Here is a 22490-nt window from a genome sequence, read left to right as displayed (position 1 = left end):
GTCAGCTGTCTGTCGAGGCGCCGGGGGACTGGGGAAGGTCACTTTCGGCAGAGTCGGTGGAAGGTTCTGCTGAAAAGTACTCAGCGGTGATGGCGGAGGCAATCTGCGCCGACGCGGTCGAATCAGGGGCCTCCGAGGTGAATACAGCGCGACGGTAGTACGCCAGTTCGGCTATGGAATCGAGAATATCGCCCAAAGCCCGGTGGTTGCCTGTTTTGGCCGGTGCGGAGTAGTACGACGATGGGAACCAGCGCTTGGCGAGTTCTTTGATCGAACTGACGTCGATGATGCGGTAGTGCAGATAGTCGACGAGTTCGGGCATCTGCTGCTGGAGGAACATTTTGTCAGTGCCGACGGAATTGCCGCCCAGCGGAGCTTTGCCGGAAACGGGAACGTGTGAGCGGATGTAGTCGAGCACCTGCTTCTGCGCGTGCGCGACAGTGGTTCCCCGATCGAGTTCGTCGATCAGCCCGGATTCGCGGTGCATGTTGGTCACGAAATCGTTCATGTTGTTCCGCGCGGATTCGGACGGCTTGATGACGATGTCGATGCCGTCATCAAGCGGTTTGAGATCGAAGTCAGTGACAATCGCCGCGACTTCGATCAGTTCGTCCGTGCCGACCTCAAGGCCGGTCATCTCACAGTCAATCCATACAATTCTGTCTACAGCCACGAGCCCAATACTAGCGTTGTGGTCTGACACAGCCCGGTGCACGTGCCAGCACCGCTGGGAGTCCGCCCAGAACTCGATATTTCGGGGTACGTAGAATAGACAGTTGAACCACAAGCTGATCGAAGGGGAGCGCGTGCGCTCAATAGCTGCAGTCGTGATGATCGTCCTGGGCGCTGTTCTCGGCGTCGTCGGAGTTCTTCAGAAGACCGTGTGGGCACCGCCGGACAATATTACCGCGTCCACACAGACAGATGAAGGCTCTGCTGCGGCCGTCATCGAGCCCGGAGTCCTCAACCTGTACCCCGGCGAAGCCCACGTCACCGTCAAGGGCGCAGGCGACATCACCGTCGCCCACGCATCGAAGCCCAATGTCGAGGCATGGCTCGGCGAAGCTGCGTATCTCGACATCACCGGGCTGAAATCGCAGGACGAGCTGCGCACAGAAAAAGTCGAGGGCAAAGAAGACAGCGTGCCCAACCCGGCGGGAGCAGATCTGTGGGAAAACTCGACAACTGAACCCGAACAGGTGACCTTCAAATGGAGCGAACCATCCGACGACTCCGCGTTCTTGATCGGCAGCAGTGAAAAGTCGAACCTGCAGATCTCCGTGGAGTGGAAGAACGACGCCACCAACCCGTGGTCGACGCCGCTGATCGTGGTGGGACTCATTCTGATCATTCTGGGCATCCTGCTGTTCATCTCCGGCACACGGGCGAAGAAACGCGAAAAAGACCGTGAGGAAGCCCGCCTTGAACGTCGGCGCAGACTGGCGCAGATGGGCTCCGCCTTCGTGATTGTTCCCGGCCTGGCGCTCGCCGGCTGCGGGGCTCCTGAACTTCCCGAACCCCAGCCGCTGCAAACGCCCACCGCGCCGGCAGCCTCCGTCACTGACGAACAGCTTGAACGGGTCCTGAAGGAAATCCACACCACCGTTAAGGAAGCCGACGACAAGCTTGACGCGAAGAAGCTCGGCGATCGTGCCGACGGCACCTTCCACCAGCAGCGCGAAGGTGCCTACAAGATCAAGAAAAAAGACAAAAAGGCCAAGCTGCCCGCCGCCCCGGCATTTGACGATGTCAAGGTGAACTTCACTTCGGCAACGGACACGTGGCCGCGGGTCACATCCGCTGTCGTCAGCGGAAACGACCAGACCCAGCTGGTCATGCTCAGTCAGCAGGATCCCCGCAGCCCCTACCGCCTGTGGTCGCTCACCGTGCTCCTGCCCGGTGCTGAGTTCCCCGAAGTCGAAGACGCCCGCGTCGGCTCCGGCCTTCTGCCTGCCGACCAGGACGGACTGGTCATGACGCCGAAGGACGCCGTCAAAAACTACGCCGAAAAGCTCCAGAAGCCCGACAGCGCCAAGCGCAAGGGCGACTTCCAAGACGACGCTTTCGCCAAACAGGAACGCGAATCCTTCAAGAAGGTCAAAAAGGAAATCGAAAAGGGCAACGGCTCAGCCAAAGTCGAATACAGCCCCGGCCAGCAGGTCGCAGCCCAGTCGGCCAAGGACGGATCGGCTATCGTGATCGGTTCGGCATCGCACACACTGTCTCTGTCACCCGAATCGCGCGGAGGCCAAACGGGTGAACTCACAGTCCCCAACCCCCAGGCTAAAGTCGTCGGCGAAACCAAAACCAAGCGGACGCTGAAGACCGAATACCTGCAGGTCTACGCTTTTGTGGTGCCCAAGAAGGGCGAAGGCAAGGTGCGGCTGATCGGCGTGTCAACCGCAATGGTCAACGCCGAACTGGCCGGCAACAACTGACGAGGAGAACATGACTATTCCCCAGCAGCCTGATCACACCGGAGGCGGCCCGCAGGCGTCGGCTCAGCACGAACAAGGCCAGCAGCCCGCCCAACAGGAGGGCCTGGACCTGTCGGCAGTCCGCGGTCACGGCACCTCGGCGGGTTCGACACCCAGCAGCGCGGAACAGTCCAGCGAAACTCCCGGCCCCAACCAGGTCGAAGTGCCCGCTCTTGCCTTCGAGGTCAACGAGCAGACATTCGAATCGGCGGCACGGCTGTCGATGGAACTGCCGGTGGTTCTTGTGCTGTACTCCGGGCAGCAGCCGGACAGCCAGCAGATTCTGCCGGTCCTCCAGAAGATCGTCGAAGACCAGGCCGGCCGCGCAGTGCTGGGACTGGTGGATGTTGCCACCAGCCCGGCAATCCAACAGGCATTTCAGGTGCAGGCCCTGCCGACGGTGGTCGCCGTCATCAAAGGCCAGCCCGTCCCGCTGTTCCAGGGCGTGCAGCCCGAAGCGCAGATCCGCCAGCTGTTCGACCAGATCGCCCAGGCAGCCGCGCAGGCGGGCCTGCACAAGACCGCCTGGGTCAAAGGCACCCAGGCGCAGGAAGGCCCCCGCCACCCCGAAGCCCTCGAGGCATTGGAAGCGGGCGACCTCGACCGCGCCGAACAGGTGTACAAGGACGCACTTGCAGAATCGCCGGCAGATGCCGAGGCAAAAGCCGGAATCGCCCGCGTCGGCCTTCTGCGCCGCACCCGCGACATAGACCTCGCCGCTGTGCGCCAGGCCGCAGCTGACAACCCCACATCGGTCGATGCGGCAATCGACTGCGCCGACCTCGATGTTGCCGGCGGTCACGTTGAAGACGCGTTCACACGCCTGATCACGCTGATCGGAACCACCGCCGGCGACGACCGCGAAAAGCTTCGCCTGCACCTTCTCGACCTGTTCGATGCAGTCGGCGCTGAAGACGCGCGCGTAGTCAAAGCCCGCGGACGTCTGATGCGCGCGCTGTTCTGATGCTGCGGCTTCTTGGCTCCGGACTGCTGGGGCTGGTGGGAATACTGGGCTTGGTGCTGGTGATTTCGGCCCTGTCCGTCGTCGGCTTCGACGGGCAGGCGCGCACCGAGACGATGACCCCTGACGAACGCAGTCAGGCTGTCATGCTCGACCAACAGCTCATTCCTGTCACCAACGCGGTTGCAGAAGTCACCGTCGAATCCGACACTCCCGTGTTCGTCGGCACCGCCAACGGGGTGGACGTGCGCAGCTACCTTTCGGGGACAGCGCATGACGAAGCCACCGAAATCGAACTTCCCGGCGAAATCAGCCACAGGTTTGTGGCCGGGGACGAGCAGCTTGCCTCCGACCCCGAAAGCCGCGATTGGTGGATTACACAGGAAACGGGAACCTCGCAGACGGTCCGGCTGGGCCTTGACAGCGACCCGCAGGTGGTCGTGATCGCAGCGCAAGAAGGATCTTTGGCCAACACCAAAATCACCATCACGGTCGACGCCCCCGGAGTTGTGCCGATGGCGCTTATCGGTCTGGCTTTGACGGTGATGATCTTTGCGCTTGCTGTCTGGCTGTTCCTCTCGTGGCGACAGGATCAGCCGAAAGTCGCCGTCGGCGGTTCGCGAAGCAGAGCACGGACAGCGGAGGAATCCCGATGAAGCGCGCACTCAGCACAATGACCGCAGCTCTGGCGGGACTGGGGCTGCTGAGCGGGTGTTCGGGCGCCCCGCCGATCGCCAGGCCCGCTGTTCCGCAGTCGAGTGAGTATACAAAAGAGCCGCTGCGCGCAGGCGATGGTTCAGCGTTCATCACCGACTACACGAAGAAGCTGCAGAAGTCGCTGGCCGATGACGGCAAGGGACTGGACCAGATTCAGGCCGGTCCGATGCTCGACCGGACAAAAGCCGAAGTGCTCGTGGCAAAAGCCGAAAAGAAGAAGCTGGGCACGGTCGGCTTCGACAAGGTGCTCGCCGGAGGTCCGGCGCAGTCGGACTATCCGCTGTGGTTCTTTGCCTTCGCCAGCAGCGACGATGCCGATGCGGGCACTCAGGCGCTTTTGGTGATGCGTGCCAGCGCCAACGACGACTGGAGTGTGCAGCAGGGGCTGTTCATAGACGGCAAGCGCGTGCCGAAGCTGGCCCTGGAAGACGGTCAGGTGGCACCGGCGGATAAGCAGTACGCCGTGGATTTCGGCGAATCAGTTACTGCGGTCAAGGACTTCCTCAGCGGAGCTAAGGGTGATGGCGGCGGAGCGCTGAAGGACTATGACCTCAGCGGTGATGGCTTCAAGAGCTACCGCGCCTACGTCGACGAGTATGCAAAAGACTCCAAGTCGTTCAAGCGCGTCGAATCGCAGTGCCAGCCGTACACGGAAATCGACTTCGAGAACTACGCCGCTGAGACCGAAAGCGGCGGGGCGACCTCAATGGCCGAAATGCGCTGCACCATCACGATCGAGGTGCCGAAGGACTTCAACTTCTCGCTTCCCAAACAGGTCTCGGCGATCACCACCGGGAAGAAGAGCGGCAATCGAGTAGAGATCGAAGCCTCGATTCCGTTCATGATTGAAACCGGTGACGGCAAGACAAAACTCACCAGCTCTGACTGGTTCCCGCTGTCGGGCGAGCAGACCTCGACAAAGGGCAAGGACTCCGACGACTGAGTTCTGCACGGGCTGGGCGAGCTGCTGCTTGCTCAGTGCGAGCCGCTGCTGGCCGGGACGGGGACGGGACTGCGCTGGTCGAGGTGCCCGCGGCTCAGGCGCTGTACTGTTGGGCGATGCGGTCGACCCGGACCAGCCACAGCAGGCCGAGTATCGGCAACACCAGCGGCACAAAGCCGTAGCCGATTCCGAAGCCGGACCACACGGTGGCTTCGGGGAACAGCTCAGGGCGAACCAGGCTGAAGATGCCGACGGCGATGACACCGACCAGCTCGATGAGCACCGACACCAGGGCAATACGGTGCGCTGAGCGGTTGGCAATTGCCAAGCAGACAGTCGCAACAATGTAGACAACAGCCGAAAACGCCGACAGTCCGTAGGCCAGAGGCGCCCGGTCGAAATGCGAAACAAGCTGGTAGCCCGCTCTGGCCGATGCCGACAGCGCAAAGATTCCGTACACCGCGGTCAGGGCCCGCCCCGGCCCGGAGTGCATTGCAGAGTAAGCCTTGGTGTTCACAGCGGTGTTCACAGCCAGATCTGGTCCATTCGAAGAATCATGACGATAACGGTGGCGCCGGCAGCCGCCAGCACCCACGGCCCCCACTTGCTGGGCTCAATGTAACCCCACACCGCGGCAATCGGCACGAGGATGATTGCGGTGAGTACGTACCCGAAGAACAGCAGCGGGTCGGCGTTCGTCTGCCCGAAAAGCACAATGCCGGTGATCAGCTGAACTATCAGCAGCGCAAGCACCGCACCTGCCCACACGATCATTGAGATCGGCGCCGGACGGTTTCGCAGAGCCTGGACGGTGCCCCATATGGCGAGCACCGCAGCGGCCGCATACTGGGCGTAGGTGAGGAACGCAATCACGCCTAAGAGTGTAGCGCCGGGGTCGTTAGACTCAGTGTGTGCGTTCCTATTTCGACTATGCAGCGACATCGCCCATGCGCCCGACCGCGCTTGCGGCGTATACGGACGAGCTGCAGAGAATCGGCAACCCGTCGGCCCTGCATTCGCTGGGCCAGCAGTCGCGTCTGCGTTTGGAAGATTCGCGCGAAGCACTGGCTGAGGCAGTCGGCGCTTCAACCCCGGCCGAGGTGGTGCTCACCTCCGGCGGCACAGAAGCCGACAACCTGGCTATCAAGGGCCTGTTCTGGCACCGCAACGGCGTGCCCGCGGAAGGGACGGGCACACCGGAAAGCATCTCTCAGCTGTCCCATCCGGTGATCATCACCACCCCGATTGAGCACAACGCCGTATTGGACACCGCCGGTTGGCTGGAAACGCAGGGCGCGCAGGTGCTTCTGGTCGATGTTGACGCCGATGGCCGGATAAGCCTCGAACACCTCGAAGAGCTTCTGGACGAACACGGTGAGCGCACCGCACTCGTGTCGATCATGTTCGCCAATAATGAGATTGGAACGGTTCAGCCGGTCCAACAGGCAGCGGCGCTCGCAAAGGCCGCGGGAGTTCCCATCCACACTGACGCGGTGCAGGCATTCGGCCAGCTGCCCCTGAACTTTGCCGATCTGGGCGTGGATGCGATGACGGTCACGGCCCACAAGATCGGCGGCCCGGTTGGCATCGGCGCGCTCATTCTGGCCCGCGACGTCAAGGCCGTTCCCGTGCTGCACGGCGGTGGGCAGGAGCGCTCACTGCGTTCGGGCACTCTCGATGTTGCCGGGGCTGCCGCTTTTGCCGCCGCCGCTCAGGAGGCAGCAGGCGGCATAGAGCACGAGGCGCCGCGTCTGTCCGGTCTTCGTGACCGGCTGATCGCCGGTATCGAGGCGAATGTCCCGGATGCTCACCTGTCAGGTCACCGCGAGGACCGACTGCCGGGGAACGTCCACTTCACCTTCCCCGGGGCGGAAGCCGATTCCCTTCTGTTCCTGCTGGACGCTGCCGGCTTTGCCACCTCGGCAGGTTCGGCCTGCAGCGCCGGGGTCAACCGGCCCAGCCACGTGCTCCTGGCCTGCGGGTGCCGCGAAGACCAGGCGCGCTCATCCCAGCGCTTCACACTGGGCCACGGAACCACGCAAGAGGAAGTCGACAAGCTCATTGAGGCGCTGCCCGGTGTTGTTGAGCAGGCGCGCAAAGCCGGTATGAACTCCGCCTATGACTGGAGCCAGGCGGACTGACCCGCAGTTCGGAATAGAATCAATGGCCCGAGCGCTTAACAGCCAGGCGCTGAACTGAAGGAGGGACCGTGAAGGTACTGGCAGCCATGTCCGGCGGTGTGGACTCCGCCGTTGCCGCCGCACGAGCCAAGGACGCCGGACACGAAGTCGTCGGCGTGCACTTGGCGCTGTCGCGTATGCCCGGCACCCTGCGCACGGGTTCGCGCGGCTGCTGCACCATCGAAGACTCACGGGATGCCGCGCGCGTGGCGGGCATGCTCGACATTCCGTTCTACGTGTGGGATTTCTCCGAGCGCTTCAAAGAGGACATCGTCGATGACTTCATTGCCGAATACTCGCAGGGCCGCACCCCGAACCCGTGTATGCGCTGCAATGAGCGCATCAAGTTCGCCGCTCTGCTCGACCGTGCGCTCGCCTTGGGCTTTGACGCGATTGCCACCGGCCACTACGCGGAAATTCAGTGGGTTGACGATCACCCACAGCTGCACCGCGGCCAGGACATGAACAAAGACCAGTCCTATGTGCTGGGTGTGCTGACAGAACAGCAGCTGCGCCACTGCTATTTCCCCATCGGCGCCAGCGCTGCAAAAGCCGATGTTCGGGCCGAAGCCGCCGAGCGCGGCTTCCCCGTGGCAAACAAGCCGGACTCCTATGACATCTGCTTCATTCCCGACGGCAATACAAAAGCGTGGCTGGCAGACAAGATCCCCATGCGTCCCGGTCTCATCAAAGACAAAGAGGGCGAAATCCTGGGCGAACACGACGGCGCACAGTCCTACACCATCGGCCAGCGCAAGGGCCTGGGCATTGACAAGCCGACCGCCGACGGCAAACCCCGCTATGTGGTCGACGTTGACACTCGAACGAACACCGTCACGGTGGGCCAGCGACCGGATCTTTCTATTACCCGACTGACGGGCATCCGCACCACGTGGTGCGGCCAGCCGCCAGAAGCGGCCGGAAGCTCCGAAGAACACGCCATGGACTGTGAAGTGCAGATCCGCGCGCACGCTGAGCCCGTTCCAGCACGGATGTGGATGGGCGACTACCTGCCTGATCCTCCGGAAACCGAATTCAACGTCCCACAGGCTCGCCCTGCCGGGCAGCTCATGCACATCAGCGTTGACGAACCCTTAAGCGGTGTTGCACCCGGCCAGACAATGGTCGTCTACGACGGCACCAGGGTGCTCGGACAAGCCACCATCGACCGTACGGCGGCCTGACATGCCCGGCCAGTCCGCAGCACCCGGTTCGTCGTTCGGGCCGACAGGCGGCTCACCGCTCACTTCGCCCATCACGGCCGCACTCGCAGCGGCAGGAACCAGGCCCATTGACCGGGCCCGCTTCACCCCAGGCGGTGTTCTCTTCTCCCAGCGCCGGGCCGGCCAGCCGGGTGTGGGCATTTTCTTCCGCGACGGCGACGGCGAGTCCCGCGACATTCTGCCGGAGAACCTCAGCGCCGGTTCGCGCGTTCACGAGTACGGCGGCGGCGCGTGGGACTGTGCGGATAACGGCACGGTCGTATTCGTTGACAAGGCTTCCCAGCGGCTCTACACAGTCAGCCCGACCACCGATCCGCAGGCGCTGACGGACGATTCCGGCGGGCGGGTGTGCTTCGGTGACATCACCGCCGCGGGGGCCGTTTTCACCGCGGTGCGGGAACTCCGAGGGGCGCACCCGCATGAGATTGTGCGGGACCTTGTGCTCATCGACCCGCACGCCGAGGAGCCCGTGCGCTCCCTTTTCCCCGCGGACTGGACGGGAGAGGACCGCCCGCACTTCATCGCCTATCCGCGGCTGTCACCCGACAGGAAACACGTCGCGTTCATCGGCTGGGATCATCCGGACATGCCGTGGGACGCCACCTGCCTGTGGCTTGCAGACCTCGACCCGCAGACCCTCAAACCGCAGGGCCCGCCCGTGGCGATCATGGGCACACAGCAGCGCCAGTCCATCCTCCAGCCCGAATGGTGCAGCCGCTCCACCCTCACGGTGAGCACGGACATCTCCGGCAAATGGAGCCTGGTGAACCTCGATGTGCCGGTTTTCCGGGCTCGCGCACTCGGCACACCAGGAACTCGCGAGGCGGAGTTAGTCCCAGTTTTTGAAGATCACGGTGAGATCGGCGGTCCGCTGTGGACACTGGGCACACGCTGGTACCTGCCGGTTCTGGGCGGACAGAGGATTGTGGCGGCAGCCGCACGCGATGGCATCACAACTGAGCGCACGAGCGCGCTTCTGTGGGCTGACAGCAAGCCCGACGAACAGGACGGCGGCCCGCTGGACTTCGGCGCCGATATCGACTGGGCCGAAATCGAGGACTTCAACGACACTGTCGCCCTTATTCGGGCAGGTGGGCGCAACCGGGTTGACGGCCTGTACACCTTTGACATTGCATCGGGTGAACTCGACCCGCTTGCTCTTTCGATCGTGCTGCCGGAGGACTGGTCGGCTATTGCCGAATACCTGCCGCGAGCCGAAGTGCGCGAATACTCCGGCATCCAAGCCGTCTGGTACCCGCCGCGCAGGCCGGGCACCGCCTCGGGTCCCGCCAGCGAGACCAACCCGGACAGCGCAGCGGACCCGGACCTCCGCCTCGACAGCAGCACTGATCAGGTCCCTCCGTGCGTGGCGTTTGTGCACGGCGGACCGACCTCCCGCGCCGTGCCGCGTGTGAGCCTGCGCCACGCGTACTTCACGTCCCGCGGGATAGCGGTCGTCGACGTCAACTACCGCGGCTCCACCGGAATGGGCAGGCAGTACCGGGAAGCGCTCAACGGCCAGTGGGGCGTTCTTGACGTTGCCGACACCGCGACCGTCGTCAGGGGCTTGGCCGATGACGGCGACATCGATCCGAACCGGGTGTCCATCAGCGGCGGTTCCGCCGGTGGGCTCACTGTTCTGCAGGCGCTGACCACCACGGATGTCTTTGCGTGCGGAAGCTCCTACTTCGGGGTTGTCGACCTTCGTTCACTCGCCGAAGACACCCACGACTTCGAATCCCGCTACCTGGAAGGCCTCGTGGGCGGTGGATCAGGGGATTCCGAAGCTCTTAGGAAGGCATCACCGCTGACGAACCTCAAAGACATCAGCGCGCCCGTGGCCGTCTTCCAGGGCGAAAAAGACACCGTCGTGCCGCCGAACCAAGCACGTGCGCTCATCGAGGCGCTCGAAAAGGCCAACCTGCCCTACGCCGCACGATTCTTCCCCGACGAAGGGCACGGCTTCACCGATCCCGAAGCCATTCGCACCTCACTGGAAGAGGAGCTAAGCTTCTACGGCCGCATCATGGGCTTCGCCGTTGACGTTCCGCCCGTGCAGCTGCGAGGCCGCGGACGGTGAACCACGACCGCTTGACACAGGCGGCAGCCGAACACGACGGTTCCAATCGACAGACCGCCCTGCCGCACGCCGCGTCGCTGGAGACACCCACCGCATCCTCAACGGCAACAACCGGGGTGTGGGCGGGAACTGAACCGCGCGAAGCTTTCAGCGCCGCCGTCACCGCACTCGGTGAAGGGCTTCCTGCGATTCCCCAGATTGCCCAGCCGGCCGAAGGCGGAACCCGCTGGGCACTGGACTTCCTCGCACCCGCGACGGGAATGCTCGACCTGCCCGTCGACCTCACCGCCGCAGGATGGCGACTGGCCAGGGGAGAAGGACGCGAACAGCGGCTCAGCCGCTCCCACACCGCCCAGATTCTCGACGCTGTTGAGGAATACCACGACGAACGCCCCACACTCCTCACCCTGCCCGGCCCGTGGCACCTGATTCGCCACATGTCACTGCCGTCGGGCGCACCCGTTCTGTCAGACTTCGGGGCTGTCCGCGATGTCCTGCAGGCCTACGCCTTCGCCGCCCAGGCACACCTGGCCGAAGTGGAGCGCAGGACCGGACGGGCGCCTCGGGCACGGATTGTGGAGAGGCACCTGGACCCGATCCTCACCGGGTCAGTGCCCACAGATTCCGGCTTTCGGACCCTGCCCAGCTTGCCAGAGCAGGCCGTTTTCACGGGACTGCAGTCATTTCTGGCCCGGTGTGGCAGTGCTCCGCTGCTGCACGTGCCGAAACTCGCCACGGTGCGCATCGGCGGGAAGGACATTCGGCACGCTGACCAGCTGCTCGACATCGGTGTTGGCTCGATTGTGGTCGACCTGCCGACTGGGTCTGGGTCAATCGGCTCTCCTGGTGAAGCGCCCGCCGTTCTTGCCCAGTGGGAGCGGCTGGCCGAATGGGCCGATGCCGGGCACGAGGTGTGGCTTAACTTCCCGCACAGCATCCAGCGGGCGCGGCTGCGTCAGACCCTGGAGTTAGTGTGGGAACCGTGGAACAGAATCGGCATGAGCCGCGCCTCGGCAGCCCAGTTCGGGGTTCTCACCGGCTTTGCCGAACCAGTTTCGGCCGGTCTGCTGCCAGCAGAAGCTGACACGGGCACATCCCGCAGTCTCATGGCGGCCGCTGCGGATATTCACAACGCGCTGAAAGAAGAAGAATGAGCACCTATTCACCGGAACAGGCAGCCGAACGCGCTGCCCGGCTGCGCGCTGAAATCGAAGAACACCGCGAGGCCTATTACGTGCGGGACGCCCCCACGATTCCCGACGCCGACTTCGACGCTCTCATGGGAGAACTCGAACAGCTCGAAGCTGAGTTTCCGGAACTGGCCACGGCGGATTCACCCACTCAGAAAGTCGGCGGCGGCGTTGACACAGAAGCCTTCGCACCGGTCGATCACGTGGCCCGCATGTACTCTCTGGAGGACGTCTTCTCGGTAGAAGAACTCGATGCCTGGTTTGCCCGGGTCAAGCGCAGTGTTCCCGCCGGCACGCAGTTTTTGTCGGAAGTCAAAATCGACGGTCTGGCGTGCAATCTGCTCTACCGCGACGGCACACTGGTGCGTGCTGCCACCCGCGGTGATGGCTACACCGGCGAAGACATCACGGGGAACATCCGCACGCTGAAAGACATCCCACTGAAACTGGACACCGACACCCCACCGGCACAGGTCGAAATCCGCGGTGAAGTCTTCTTCCCGCTGAAAGACTTCGCAGATCTCAACGCGGGCCTCATTGACGCCGGCAAGGACCCCTTCGCCAATCCGCGCAACGCCGCGGCCGGCTCGCTGCGCCAAAAAGACCCCAAGGTCACAGCCCAGAGGCCGCTGCGCATGCTCGTCCACGGTGTTGCCGCCTGGGTGACCGGTGGCGGCCAAGAACTGCCCAAGCGCCAGTCTGAGGTCTACGACATTCTGGGTAAGTGGGGTCTGCCCATTTCGCAGTACTACAAGCACTGCGAAACCGAAGACGACGTCCACGCCTACATCGAGCACTACGCCGAACACCGGCACGACCTCCTGCACGACATCGACGGCATCGTCATCAAAATCGACGATTTCGCGGTGCAGGAACAGCTGGGCTATACATCGCGAGCACCCCGCTGGGCGTGCGCGTACAAGTACCCGCCAGAAGAAGTCACCACAGAACTGCTGGACATCCGCGTGCAGGTTGGCCGCACCGGCCGGGTCACACCTTTCGCCATTATGGAACCCGTCCTGGTCGACGGGTCCACGGTCGAAAAGGCCACCCTGCACAACGGCTACGAGGTCAAACGCAAAGGCGTGCTCATCGGCGACACCGTCATTCTGCGCAAAGCCGGCGACATCATCCCCGAAATCCTCGGACCGGTGGTTGAAAACCGCGACGGCACAGAAACCGAATGGCACATGCCCACCACATGCCCCGACTGCGGCACGGAACTGGTCGAACAGAAAGAGGGCGACCGCGACCTGCGCTGCCCGAACTCCCAAACGTGTCCCTCGCAAGTGGCCAACCGCCTGTTCTACCTGGCCTCCCGCGCAGCACTGGACATCGAAGCCCTCGGCGAAGAAGCTGCGCTCGCCCTGACCAACCCCCTGAGCCCAGACGAACCGCCGCTGCTCTCAGAGGCCGGCCTGTTCGACCTCAAAGCCGAAGACCTCGCAGACGTGTGGGTCGAACGCGAAGAAAAGAAGAACGGTGTGCCCACCGGCAACATCAAGCGCGTCCGCTACTTCTACAACCAGCCCGAGTACTACACCTCGGGCCCGGACAAGGGCCAGATCAAAACCCCGGCCCAGCCGTCTGCGGGAACTCTGCGCATGCTCCAGGAAATCGAAGGTGCAAAAGACAGACCGCTGTGGCGCGTGCTCGTTGCGCTGTCCATCCGCCACGTGGGCCCCACTGCGGCACGGGCGCTCGCGGCTCACTTCGGTTCAATGGAGGCGCTGCGGGCAGCAGACCTCGACGCGCTGACCGAAGTCGAAGGCGTGGGCACGACAATCGCCCAGTCGCTCATCGACTGGTTCGACGTTGACTGGCACGCACAAATCGTCGACCGCTGGAGCGCAGCCGGGGTGTCCATGGCAGACGAAGCCGCCGAAAGCCCCGAAGAAGCTGGCCCTAAACCGCTTGAGGGCAAAACAGTCGTGGCCACCGGTTCCCTCGAAGGCTACACGCGAGACTCCGTGAAAGAGGCCATCATCGCCGCCGGGGGCAAAGCAGCCAGTTCCGTATCGAAGAAAACCGACTACCTTCTGGCAGGCGAAAAGGCCGGTTCGAAACTCGCAAAAGCAGAAGAACTCGGCATCCCGGTCCTGACAGAAGAGCAGTTCAACGCACTGTTGGCCGGAAAAGACGACTGAACCGGCGGAAGTACAATCAGACCAGCAGTTAGATCAATCAGAAAGGGTGACGATGTCGGAGGAATCCGCAATCACATCCGAACAGATTGCGCACTTGGCGCAGCTGTCGCGCATCGCAATGAGCGATGAAGAACTCACAGGACTCGCTGACGACCTCGGCACCATCATCAGTGCTGTCGCCCAGGTCAAAGAAGCCGTCGGGGACGACATTCCGGCAACCAGCCACCCCATCGCCCTGACCAACGTCCTGCGGCCCGATGCTGTGGGTCCCGTTCTCACCCCGGAACAGGCTCTCTCCGGCGCTCCGGCGCAGGAAGACGACAAGTTCCTCGTCCCGCAGATTCTCGGGGAGGACTGACATGGTCGATCTGACTCAGCTCTCCGCGCTTGAACTCGCCGCCGGACTCAAAGCCGGTGAGTACAGCTCAACCGAAGTGACCCAGGCACACCTCGACCGCATCGAAGCCGTCGAACCGCAGGTCAAATCCTTCGTCACCGTCACCGCCGATACCGCTCTGGCAGCTGCCGCTGACGTCGACCGTCGCCGTACCGCAGGGGAGGACCTCCCGCTGTTGGCCGGTGTGCCCGTCACCCACAAAGACCTCGTGGCTACGGAAGGCATCCGCACCACGGCATCCTCAAAGATACTCGAAGACTGGGTGCCACCGTACTCCGCTACCGTCTACGAAAAGACAAAGGCCGCCGGCATGCCCATGCTCGGCAAAACCAACCTCGACGAATTCGCTATGGGCCAGTCCACCGAACACTCGGCGTTCGGTCCCACCCGCAACCCGTGGAACCTCGACCGGATCCCCGGAGGTTCGTCAGGTGGTGCGCTCGCTTCGCTCGCAGCATTCCAGACGCCCCTGGCGCTGGGCACCGATACCGGCGGTTCCATCCGCCAGCCTGCTGCTTTCACCGGCACCGTCGGCATGAAGCCCACCTACGGTTCGGTTTCCCGCTACGGGGTGATCGCCATGGCAAGCTCCCTGGACACCGTGAGCCCGTCGGCGCGTACGGTTGCCGACACCGCGGCCTTCCACCAGGTTCTGGCCGGTCACGACCCACTGGACTCGACATCCTTGCCGGATGAAGTTCCGGACTTCCTCGAAGCCGCCAAGCGCGGGGCCGAAGAGGGACTGGAGGGCAAACGCCTGGGCGTTATTCGCCAGCTGCTCAGCGACGCAACATCGGACGCTGTGCGCGCCCAGTTCCAGGCCGCCGTCGACGAAGCCCAGAAGCAGGGTGCAGAAATCGTCGAAATCGACGTGCCCAGCCTCGGCTACGCAGTGCAGGCCTACTACATCCTCATGTCCTCCGAAGTCTCATCGAACTTGGCCCGCTACGACGGCATGCGCTTCGGCCTGCGGGTAGAACCTGAAAACGGTCCCGTCACCGCCGAAACCGTCATGGCCGCCACCCGCGCCGCTGGTTTTGGAAGCGAAGTCAAGCGCCGCATCATCATGGGCACCTACGCCCTGTCGGCGGGTTTCTTCGATGCCTTCTACGGTTCAGCCCAGAAGGTGCGCACCCTCATCCAGCGCGACTTCGCCCAAGCCTTCGAACAGGTGGATGCGCTCATCGCACCCACCACGCCGAACACCGCGTGGGAATTCGGTGCGGAAGACCGCCTGAGCCCCATGGAGATCTACCTGTCAGACGTCACCACGATCCCCGCAAACCTCGCGGGCATCCCCGCCATGAGCCTCCCGGCGGGCCTGGCAGACGACGGCCTGCCCGTCGGCCTGCAGCTGCTGGCACCGGCACGCGCCGATGAGCGTCTCTACCAGATCGGTTCGGGCTTCGAAGCCGCGCTGAACGCAGCACGCGGACACAGTGTGCTCGATGAAATCCCCGCACTCGCAGCGGACAAGAACTGAGGAGCGGAAACATGAACTACGAAGAAGCCGTATCCAAATACGATCCGGTCCTCGGCATCGAAGTCCACGTTGAACTCGGCACCGAGACCAAAATGTTCGACGCCGCCCCCAACACCTTCGGCGGCACCGCAAACGCCAACGTGACCCCCACCTCGTTGGGTCTGCCCGGCTCGCTTCCGGTGGTCAACGAAAAGGGCGTCGAATCGGCCATCAAGATCGGGTTGGCACTGGGCTGCGAAATCGCCGAATCGTGCCGTTTCGCGCGTAAGAACTACTTCTACCCGGACCTGGCGAAGAACTTCCAGACCTCTCAGTCGGACGAACCGATCGCCTATGACGGTTCGGTTGAAGTCGAGCTCGAAGACGGCGAAATCGTCACGGTTCCGGTTGAACGCGCCCACATGGAAGAAGACGCCGGCAAGAACACCCACGTGGGCGGTTCCGGCCGCATCCAGGGTGCCGAATACTCATTGGTCGACTACAACCGCGCGGGGGTTCCGCTGGTCGAAATCGTCACCCGTCCCATCGAGGGCACAGGCGCACGCGCACCGGAAGTCGCAGCCGCCTATGTGCGCACGCTGCGCGACATCTTCCGCGCCCTCGGGGTATCCGAGGCCCGCATGGAGCAGGGCAACGTCCGCGCCGACATCAACGTGTCGCTGCGCAAGTCCCCAGACGCACCCTTGGGCACGCGTACAGAAACCAAGAACGTCAACTCGTTCCGCTCGATTGAGCGTGCGGTGCGCTACGAGATCGTCCGCCAGGCCGAACTGCTTGATGCCGGCGAATCGATCCTGCAGGAAACCCGCCACTTCCACGACGAAACCGGTGAAACCTCGCCCGGGCGCGAAAAATCGGATTCCGATGACTACCGCTACTTCCCGGAACCGGACCTCGTGCCGGTTGTGCCGTCGCGCGAATGGGTTGAACAGCTGCGCGCTGAACAGCCCGAACTGCCCACGGCCAAGCGCCGCAGGCTCATTGGGGAGTGGGGCTTCTCTGACCTCGAAATGCGCGATGTCATCAACGCCGGCCTGCTCGAAACAATCGAGGCGACCGTTGCCGCCGGTGCCAAGCCGCAGGGCGCGCGCAAATGGTGGACCGGTGAAATCGCACGCCAAGCCAAACAGCAGGACGTCGAACCCGAAACCCTCGTTGCTCCGGCTCAGGTCGCCGAACTCGAAAAGCTCATCGCCGACGGCAAGCTGAACGACAAACTGGCCCGCAAGGTCCTCGACGGCGTCATGGCCGGTGAGGGTGACCCACAGGCGGTCATGGAGGCCAAGGGCCTGGAAATCGTCAAGGACGATGGCGCGCTCGAAGCCGCGGTGGACGCCGCAATCACTGAGAACCCGGATGTTGTCGAGCGCATCAAGGGCGGCCACATGCAGGCCATCGGCGCCCTCATGGGCCCCATCATGAAGGCCACCCGCGGGCAGGCTGACCCCAAGCAGGCCCGTGAACTCATCATGAAGAAGATTGGCTGATATGACTGCACGCTGGCGGAAGCTGTGGGAACGCGAACTGGGTTCAACCGTGCCCAGCTACCGCTTCTTGATCTCGGATTCTGTCAGTGACGCGGTGACCCGCGCGTGGAAAGCCCGCGGGTACGAACTGGCAAGCACGTCCGGGGGCACAAAAGCGCTCGGACCGCTGATGCACCGGAATGTGCTTGCCAGTCGCGCCGTCTTCATCGGCACGACAACCGTCGGCGGGATGGTCACCGGAGGGCTGGCGTTCATTACGGCAATTGCCTCGCTGGTAGCCGGGGACCTGGTTGATCCCGGAGTGATACTCACGGGTCTGTCAGCCGCCGGCACACTGGGCACGTCCGGGTACACGGGTGTGCGCTACCTTCGGGACCCCAAACGGCTGAATAAGAAAGCACTGGAGGAATCTCAGAGCGCCCTGTGGCTTACTCCGCAGGCACTCGGATACTCCTTTGGACGGCAGGACACTGACGAACAGCGGCTGTTCCACCTGACAGTGCACATTGCACAGCAGATCAGCCGCACTCCCGCCTGGAACAACCCGGTGTTGGAAGACCACGTGTCCCACATCGACCTGGACCACGCCGTATCAACCATCGGCGTGCGGCTCCAGGAGATCTACCTGCTGCGCAGCGAACTCGAATCCCTGCGGGACCGAAGAACCGCACCGCAGATCGATGCCTACCAGGAACAGCTGGCGGCGGCGTTCCGTTCGATTGCCGACCGAGTCACTGCAATGCACGATTACCTGGGCGGACTGGGCCGCCTGTCAGTCAAACTGAGCGAGCTGCAGCGCAGCGAGCAGTCTCGCGAAATCGGGGAGAGGGTGCTTGACGTTGTTGCCCGCACAGCTGCCGACGACGCCGCCCTGACCAACCTTGAACATCTGGGGCTCGCGGCGGAATCGCACGTCGAATCTATTCAACAGCTGTTGGGCGAACTGGAAAGCTCAGCCGCAGAGTTCAGCGGAGAGACCGAAGCGGTCAAACTGGACCGCGAACTGGACAGCTGACCGGCACCTCTTAAGATCAGCTGAGGTCTTCGTCTACGGTGTCGTGCCCAAAGGGGTCGGGGTCGGTGCCCGGCAACCAGGACAGCCCCGGTTCGCCGTAGCCGTATTCAGCTTTGGCTCGTGTCCACTTCTTCGCCCACCGCCTATCCAGGCGGTCCACGTAGAGTGTGCCCCGCAGGTGATCGAATTCGTGTTGCATGATGCGGGCAAACCAGCCCTCAGCGCTCAATGAAATGCGCTCACCGTTTTCATCAAAGCCGTTGACTGTGACCTTGCCTGCGCGCTTGAGCGGAAAATCGAGGCTCGGCACGGACAGGCAGCCTTCGGATTCGGTGTCCGGGTTCGGCCGAGTATCGGGAATGCGCGAAGCCGTGAGAATAGGGTTGATGAACACTCCGCGGCGACGGCGGGCCTCAGCTTCGTCATCCGCGTCATAGACAAAAATCTGTTTGCCCACGCCGATCTGCGGGGCGGCCAGCCCCACGCCGTTGGACACTCGCAGCGTTTCGAACATGTCTGCGACAAGAGAGCGCAGATCGTCATCGAAATCGACGACGGGGTCAGCTTTGCGGTGCAGAACAGGTTCGCCGTATACGACGATCGGATGAATTGCCATGCGCACATCCTAACCAGCAATCCTGACACGGGCAGGGCCCACAGGCGGGCATGGCCGACAGTCCCCAGGGTGCGCCCTACAGTAGTGCTCCGGACAGTCCCCGCGCAGAAAGCGACCATCGGATGTGATGTTGTGAGCACTGGCCGACCCCGGCTGTACCCGGGCAGAGCCAACAGGCCATAATCGGGAATATACGCCCGGCTGGTGCTGTTGGTCGGGCAGAAGATCAGCAGCTGAAGCCATTGGCTGGTGTGTCACGTGTAGATGCGGGACTGCCGGCCGCAGTTCCGTGGACCTTTTCGAATCAACTCAAAGGAAAGCTGTGACTGTTTACAACAGTGTTTCGGAACTCGTCGGCAAAACACCCCTCCTGCGCCTCAAGCACGCCAGTGAGCGCACCGGTGCTGAAATCCTCGCCAAACTTGAATACTTCAACCCGGCCAACTCGGTGAAAGACCGCATCGGCGTAGCCATGATCGACGCCGCTGTGGAAAGCGGCCAGCTCAAGCCCGGCGGCACGATCGTCGAAGCAACCTCCGGCAACACCGGCATCGCCCTGGCCATGATCGGGAGGTCGCGCGGCTACCGCGTTGTGCTCACCATGCCGGAATCCATGTCGATGGAACGCCGCGCCCTGTTGCGCGCCTTTGGTGCTGAGCTCGTGCTTACGCCCAAGGCCGACGGTATGAACGGTGCGGTAAACAAGGCCGAGGAAATCGCCGAGGAAACCGGCGGTCTGCTGGCCTCACAGTTTGCCAACAAGGCCAACCCCGAAAAGCACTACGCCACCACCGGCAAAGAAATCCTCGAAGACGCTGGCACGGTCGACATCTTCGTTGCGGGAATCGGCACCGGCGGCACCATCACGGGTGCCGGACGCGCGCTGCGCGAAGCCAATCCGAACGTCAAGATCGTTGCCGTCGAACCGGAAGCTTCGCCTCTTCTGTCGGAAGGCCAGGCAGGCCCGCACGCCATTCAGGGCATCGGAGCTAACTTCGTTCCCGAAGTCCTCGACACTGAGCTCTACGACGAAGTCCAGGCCATCGGCAACGAAGAAGCACTCGAAGCCGCACGCCGCGTGGCACGCGAAGACGGCACGCTGGTGGGCATCAGCGCAGGGGCCGCCCTGGCAGCAGCCGAAAAGGTTGCATCGCGTCCGGAAAACGCCGGCAAGAACGTCGTCGTCATCTTCCCGGACCTCGGCGAACGCTACCTGTCGACGCCGCTGTTCCAGGAATACATGCACTGATGAGCCGACTCCTCAAAGGTGCGCTGCTGGCAGGCGGTGCGGCACTCAGCACAGCCGCCGCGGTCGGTTTTTCCAAACCGAGCGTGCGGGCGACTGTGCGCGAAGATCTCGACAATGCCCGCCGCCGTGACCCCGCGGCGACGAACGATGTCGTGACGGCTCTGAGCTACCCGGGCCTGCACGCCATTTGGGCGCACCGGGGGATTCACCGGCTGTGGAACAGGCCCGGTGGGGAGGCTCCCGCGCGTCTGCTGTCGCAGGCTGTGCGGGCGCTGACCGGCATTGAGATCCACCCGGGTGCCACCATTGGCCGGCGGTTCTTCATTGACCACGGCAGCGGTGTTGTCATCGGTGAGACAGCTGAAATCGGCGACGACGTCATGCTGTACCACCAGGTGACCCTGGGTGGGACGTCGACTGAAGCCGTCAAGCGCCACCCCACCATCGGCAATGACGTGCTCATTGGCGCCGGCGCTGCTGTGCTGGGACCGGTTAAGGTCGGCGATGGCTCGTCGGTCGGCGCGAACGCGGTTGTCGTGGGCGATGTTCCCGACGGCACGATCGCTGTCGGCATTCCCGCCAAGATCAAGCGTCCCAAGGAACGCCACGTACCCACCCACGGTGAGGTGGAACTGGTCGATCCCGCCATCTGGATCTGATCTGGACGAGGTTTTGTATGCGGCCCCTGCTTTACGGCAGGGGCCGCAGTCGTTTGTGGGGTAGGGACGTGCAGTTTGTCTTCGCCACCGCTGGGAAGTCAAAGTTCGGTGAGCTTCCGGCAGTGGGTAGCGAAGACGCGGCATAAGCCGCGTAAGACAATAAGCGTTATCAGTTTTGACGGACTCTAATCCTCAACGAAGGCCGGAAGCTCACCGCCTCGACAAGGGTAGCGCAATATTTCACTCTGACAGTCCTTGCAATTGGCGCACGCTGGACCAGTCCTCACGAAAACTATACTTAGAATCCGTGCAAGGATTGCTTGTGTTACGTTGTCTATATCTTCACGGTACAGTCCGGCACGGACATAACGCCGGGAGAGCTACAGCCGATGCTCAAGACAAAGGACAAAGAAGTGGCTGCCAGAAAATCGGTACTGACATTGGAAGACCTCCTCACATCGTGCGCACCCGGCGGTGGAACATCGCTGCGAATCCTCACTGACCTCGCTCCTGCTGGCGGAGTGGGTGCAGTTATCGCACCTGCACGGGTCGTCGATCGCAACGAACCCACGTACGCCTTTGAGCGTCGAATGGAAATCAATCCCTCGACCGGTGAACCCGAATCAATCTGGGTTGTCATGATTGATCACAAACCGTCGATGACCAACCGGGCCGAAGACGCTGTTCAAGCTGCTCGGAGGGAAAAGGCCGCCGAAGGCAAAGCGCTTCGAAGTGTCCCAACCGTTGAGATGCGGTTCGGTGACCATTCTTTCAGTGATCTAAGTCTTCCTCACCGCGTCTTTGACGGTCATATTCGGTCTTCCTCACTGAACGGGATACCTGTAACCCAAACCGACGAGTACCGCGCCCTCCGCAATGCGACCAAGCTCAATGCGCGCCCGCTTTTGGATACAGCTCCAACTGCTTTGATCTTCGGAGCGTGGGATTCCACGCGCAAATCGAATCAGGGTCGCTACCAAACCTGCCTCACTGGGGAAATTGTCGGTGTTCTTGCTGACCAGGACCGCGACCCCCAAACCTCAGTAAACCGCAAGGCTGCAGGGCGGATTGACCCTGTTGCAGCGAGCGTAAAACCCGACCAGAAAACGGTCGAAGCGCTCGTAGCTGACCAAGCCGGAGAACTGAGCGATAAGCTGCAAGACAAAATTCTTCGTGACGCCAAAAAGAAGGGCGCCGCAGGATCTTCGATGTCCACCTTGGGCCTTGGAAACGTCCCTCCTGCTCTCGGCGAGTTAGGTGGGGTGTCCTGCCGTTCCATTATTCGCCGCAACGTCCTGTCGTTCTCGGCACTTCGCCAACTTCGGTTTGGCGGTACTCCAGAGGCAGATATCGCATGCCGTGCTCTTTTGGCGGCATATGGGCTGCTCGCTTTGTCGCTGGCTGATCGTGAACTGTACTTGCGCGCAAATTGTGACTTGGTTGAGCTCAGCCAGCCTGAAGTCACGCTTGACTTGCGCTATGGCAACAAGAAGGAGCTTGAGCCGATCACGCCCGAAATTGCCCTGGGTGTGTTTAATGAAGCTCTTGCTCACGCTCAGAAAGAAGCCGGGGTCGACTGGAGGGGTCAGGTAATGGCTCTGGACGGTAATCCGGCCATACTCGGCTCGCTTAGCGCTGATGAACCCGAGGCTTGATAATGGCTGCA

The 22490-nt window shown here is 62.7% G+C and carries 20 protein-coding genes; 16 read left to right on the top strand and 4 right to left on the bottom strand.

Annotated features, from left to right (window positions below; genetic code table 11):
* Position 1 precedes the first annotated feature (1 nt).
* Complete coding sequence (gene orn, locus GC119_RS03235) at positions 2 to 673, bottom strand: oligoribonuclease (RefSeq protein WP_226829224.1); 672 nt, start codon at positions 671 to 673, stop codon at positions 2 to 4.
* Between the two features lie 103 nt (positions 674 to 776).
* Here orn and GC119_RS03230 point away from each other — a divergent pair, with 103 nt between their 5' ends.
* Genes GC119_RS03230 through GC119_RS03215 form a run of 4 tightly spaced genes read left to right on the top strand, consistent with a single transcriptional unit; the run spans position 777 to position 5098 of the window.
* Positions 777 to 2438: a hypothetical protein gene (locus GC119_RS03230; RefSeq protein ID WP_151952438.1), complete on the top strand. Its 1662-nt coding sequence runs from the start codon at positions 777 to 779 to the stop codon at positions 2436 to 2438.
* A 10-nt stretch (positions 2439 to 2448) separates the two neighbouring features.
* Positions 2449 to 3441, top strand: coding sequence for a tetratricopeptide repeat protein (locus GC119_RS03225; protein ID WP_151952437.1), 993 nt, complete (start codon positions 2449 to 2451; stop codon positions 3439 to 3441).
* Positions 3441 to 4094 carry a hypothetical protein gene (locus tag GC119_RS03220; protein ID WP_070573743.1) on the top strand — a complete coding sequence of 218 codons (654 nt, stop codon included), beginning with the start codon at positions 3441 to 3443 and terminating at the stop codon, positions 4092 to 4094. Before GC119_RS03225 ends, GC119_RS03220 begins: the two co-directional genes overlap by 1 nt.
* Positions 4091 to 5098 carry a hypothetical protein gene (locus GC119_RS03215; RefSeq protein ID WP_070573745.1) on the top strand — a complete coding sequence of 336 codons (1008 nt, stop codon included), beginning with the start codon at positions 4091 to 4093 and terminating at the stop codon, positions 5096 to 5098. Before GC119_RS03220 ends, GC119_RS03215 begins: the two co-directional genes overlap by 4 nt.
* Before the next feature lie 94 nt (positions 5099 to 5192).
* Here the strand turns inward: GC119_RS03215 and GC119_RS03210 are convergent, their stop codons facing one another.
* Positions 5193 to 5591, bottom strand: a complete 399-nt coding sequence (locus GC119_RS03210) for a hypothetical protein (RefSeq protein ID WP_070777865.1) — start codon at positions 5589 to 5591, stop codon at positions 5193 to 5195.
* 32 nt (positions 5592 to 5623) lie between these two features.
* Positions 5624 to 5971 (bottom strand): hypothetical protein, encoded by a 348-nt coding sequence (locus GC119_RS03205; RefSeq protein WP_070573747.1) that lies wholly within the window; start codon positions 5969 to 5971, stop codon positions 5624 to 5626.
* A 38-nt stretch (positions 5972 to 6009) separates the two neighbouring features.
* Here GC119_RS03205 and GC119_RS03200 point away from each other — a divergent pair, with 38 nt between their 5' ends.
* The 9 genes from GC119_RS03200 (at position 6010) to GC119_RS03160 (ending at position 18300) form a co-directional block, all read left to right on the top strand.
* Positions 6010 to 7239, top strand: coding sequence for a cysteine desulfurase family protein (locus GC119_RS03200; RefSeq protein ID WP_151952436.1), 1230 nt, complete (start codon positions 6010 to 6012; stop codon positions 7237 to 7239).
* 68 nt (positions 7240 to 7307) lie between these two features.
* A complete protein-coding gene (gene mnmA, locus GC119_RS03195) occupies positions 7308 to 8462 on the top strand; it encodes a tRNA 2-thiouridine(34) synthase MnmA (RefSeq protein WP_070573750.1) in 1155 nt (384 codons plus the stop codon).
* A 1-nt stretch (position 8463) separates the two neighbouring features.
* A complete protein-coding gene (locus tag GC119_RS03190) occupies positions 8464 to 10581 on the top strand; it encodes a S9 family peptidase (RefSeq protein WP_070777815.1) in 2118 nt (705 codons plus the stop codon).
* Complete coding sequence (locus tag GC119_RS03185; protein ID WP_070573754.1) at positions 10578 to 11735, top strand: hypothetical protein; 1158 nt, start codon at positions 10578 to 10580, stop codon at positions 11733 to 11735. The genes GC119_RS03190 and GC119_RS03185 overlap by 4 nt, the downstream gene beginning before the upstream one ends.
* The gene (ligA, locus tag GC119_RS03180; protein ID WP_151952435.1) at positions 11732 to 13918 is read left to right on the top strand and encodes an NAD-dependent DNA ligase LigA; all 2187 of its coding nucleotides are present in this window, start codon (positions 11732 to 11734) and stop codon (positions 13916 to 13918) included. Before GC119_RS03185 ends, ligA begins: the two co-directional genes overlap by 4 nt.
* Positions 13919 to 13970: 52 nt before the next feature.
* Entirely contained in the window at positions 13971 to 14276 is a 306-nt protein-coding gene (gene gatC / locus GC119_RS03175; RefSeq protein WP_070573758.1) for an Asp-tRNA(Asn)/Glu-tRNA(Gln) amidotransferase subunit GatC, read from the top strand.
* A 1-nt stretch (position 14277) separates the two neighbouring features.
* A complete protein-coding gene (gatA, locus tag GC119_RS03170) occupies positions 14278 to 15798 on the top strand; it encodes an Asp-tRNA(Asn)/Glu-tRNA(Gln) amidotransferase subunit GatA (RefSeq protein ID WP_151952434.1) in 1521 nt (506 codons plus the stop codon).
* A gap of 11 nt (positions 15799 to 15809) precedes the next feature.
* A complete protein-coding gene (gatB, locus tag GC119_RS03165; protein ID WP_070777822.1) occupies positions 15810 to 17285 on the top strand; it encodes an Asp-tRNA(Asn)/Glu-tRNA(Gln) amidotransferase subunit GatB in 1476 nt (491 codons plus the stop codon).
* A 1-nt stretch (position 17286) separates the two neighbouring features.
* A complete protein-coding gene (locus tag GC119_RS03160) occupies positions 17287 to 18300 on the top strand; it encodes a hypothetical protein (protein ID WP_070573765.1) in 1014 nt (337 codons plus the stop codon).
* Between the two features lie 16 nt (positions 18301 to 18316).
* Here the strand turns inward: GC119_RS03160 and def are convergent, their stop codons facing one another.
* Complete coding sequence (gene def, locus GC119_RS03155; protein ID WP_151952433.1) at positions 18317 to 18916, bottom strand: peptide deformylase; 600 nt, start codon at positions 18914 to 18916, stop codon at positions 18317 to 18319.
* Positions 18917 to 19238: 322 nt separating this feature from the next.
* Between def and cysK the strand changes: the two genes are divergently transcribed.
* The 3 genes from cysK to cas7u all read left to right on the top strand — a co-directional run bounded on the left by cysK (position 19239) and on the right by cas7u (position 22479).
* Positions 19239 to 20165 carry a cysteine synthase A gene (gene cysK / locus GC119_RS03150; protein WP_151952432.1) on the top strand — a complete coding sequence of 309 codons (927 nt, stop codon included), beginning with the start codon at positions 19239 to 19241 and terminating at the stop codon, positions 20163 to 20165.
* A complete protein-coding gene (gene epsC, locus GC119_RS03145; protein WP_151952431.1) occupies positions 20165 to 20824 on the top strand; it encodes a serine O-acetyltransferase EpsC in 660 nt (219 codons plus the stop codon). The genes cysK and epsC overlap by 1 nt, the downstream gene beginning before the upstream one ends.
* A gap of 389 nt (positions 20825 to 21213) precedes the next feature.
* Positions 21214 to 22479 (top strand): type I-U CRISPR-associated RAMP protein Csb1/Cas7u, encoded by a 1266-nt coding sequence (gene cas7u / locus GC119_RS03140; RefSeq protein ID WP_151952430.1) that lies wholly within the window; start codon positions 21214 to 21216, stop codon positions 22477 to 22479.
* Positions 22480 to 22490 lie beyond the last annotated feature (11 nt).

It is taken from the genome of Brevibacterium sp. Marseille-P9724 (assembly GCF_902500275.1).
Classification (GTDB): domain Bacteria; phylum Actinomycetota; class Actinomycetes; order Actinomycetales; family Brevibacteriaceae; genus Brevibacterium.
The sequence above is the reverse complement of the archived record's forward strand: the minus strand, read 5'-3'. Positions and strand labels throughout refer to the sequence as shown.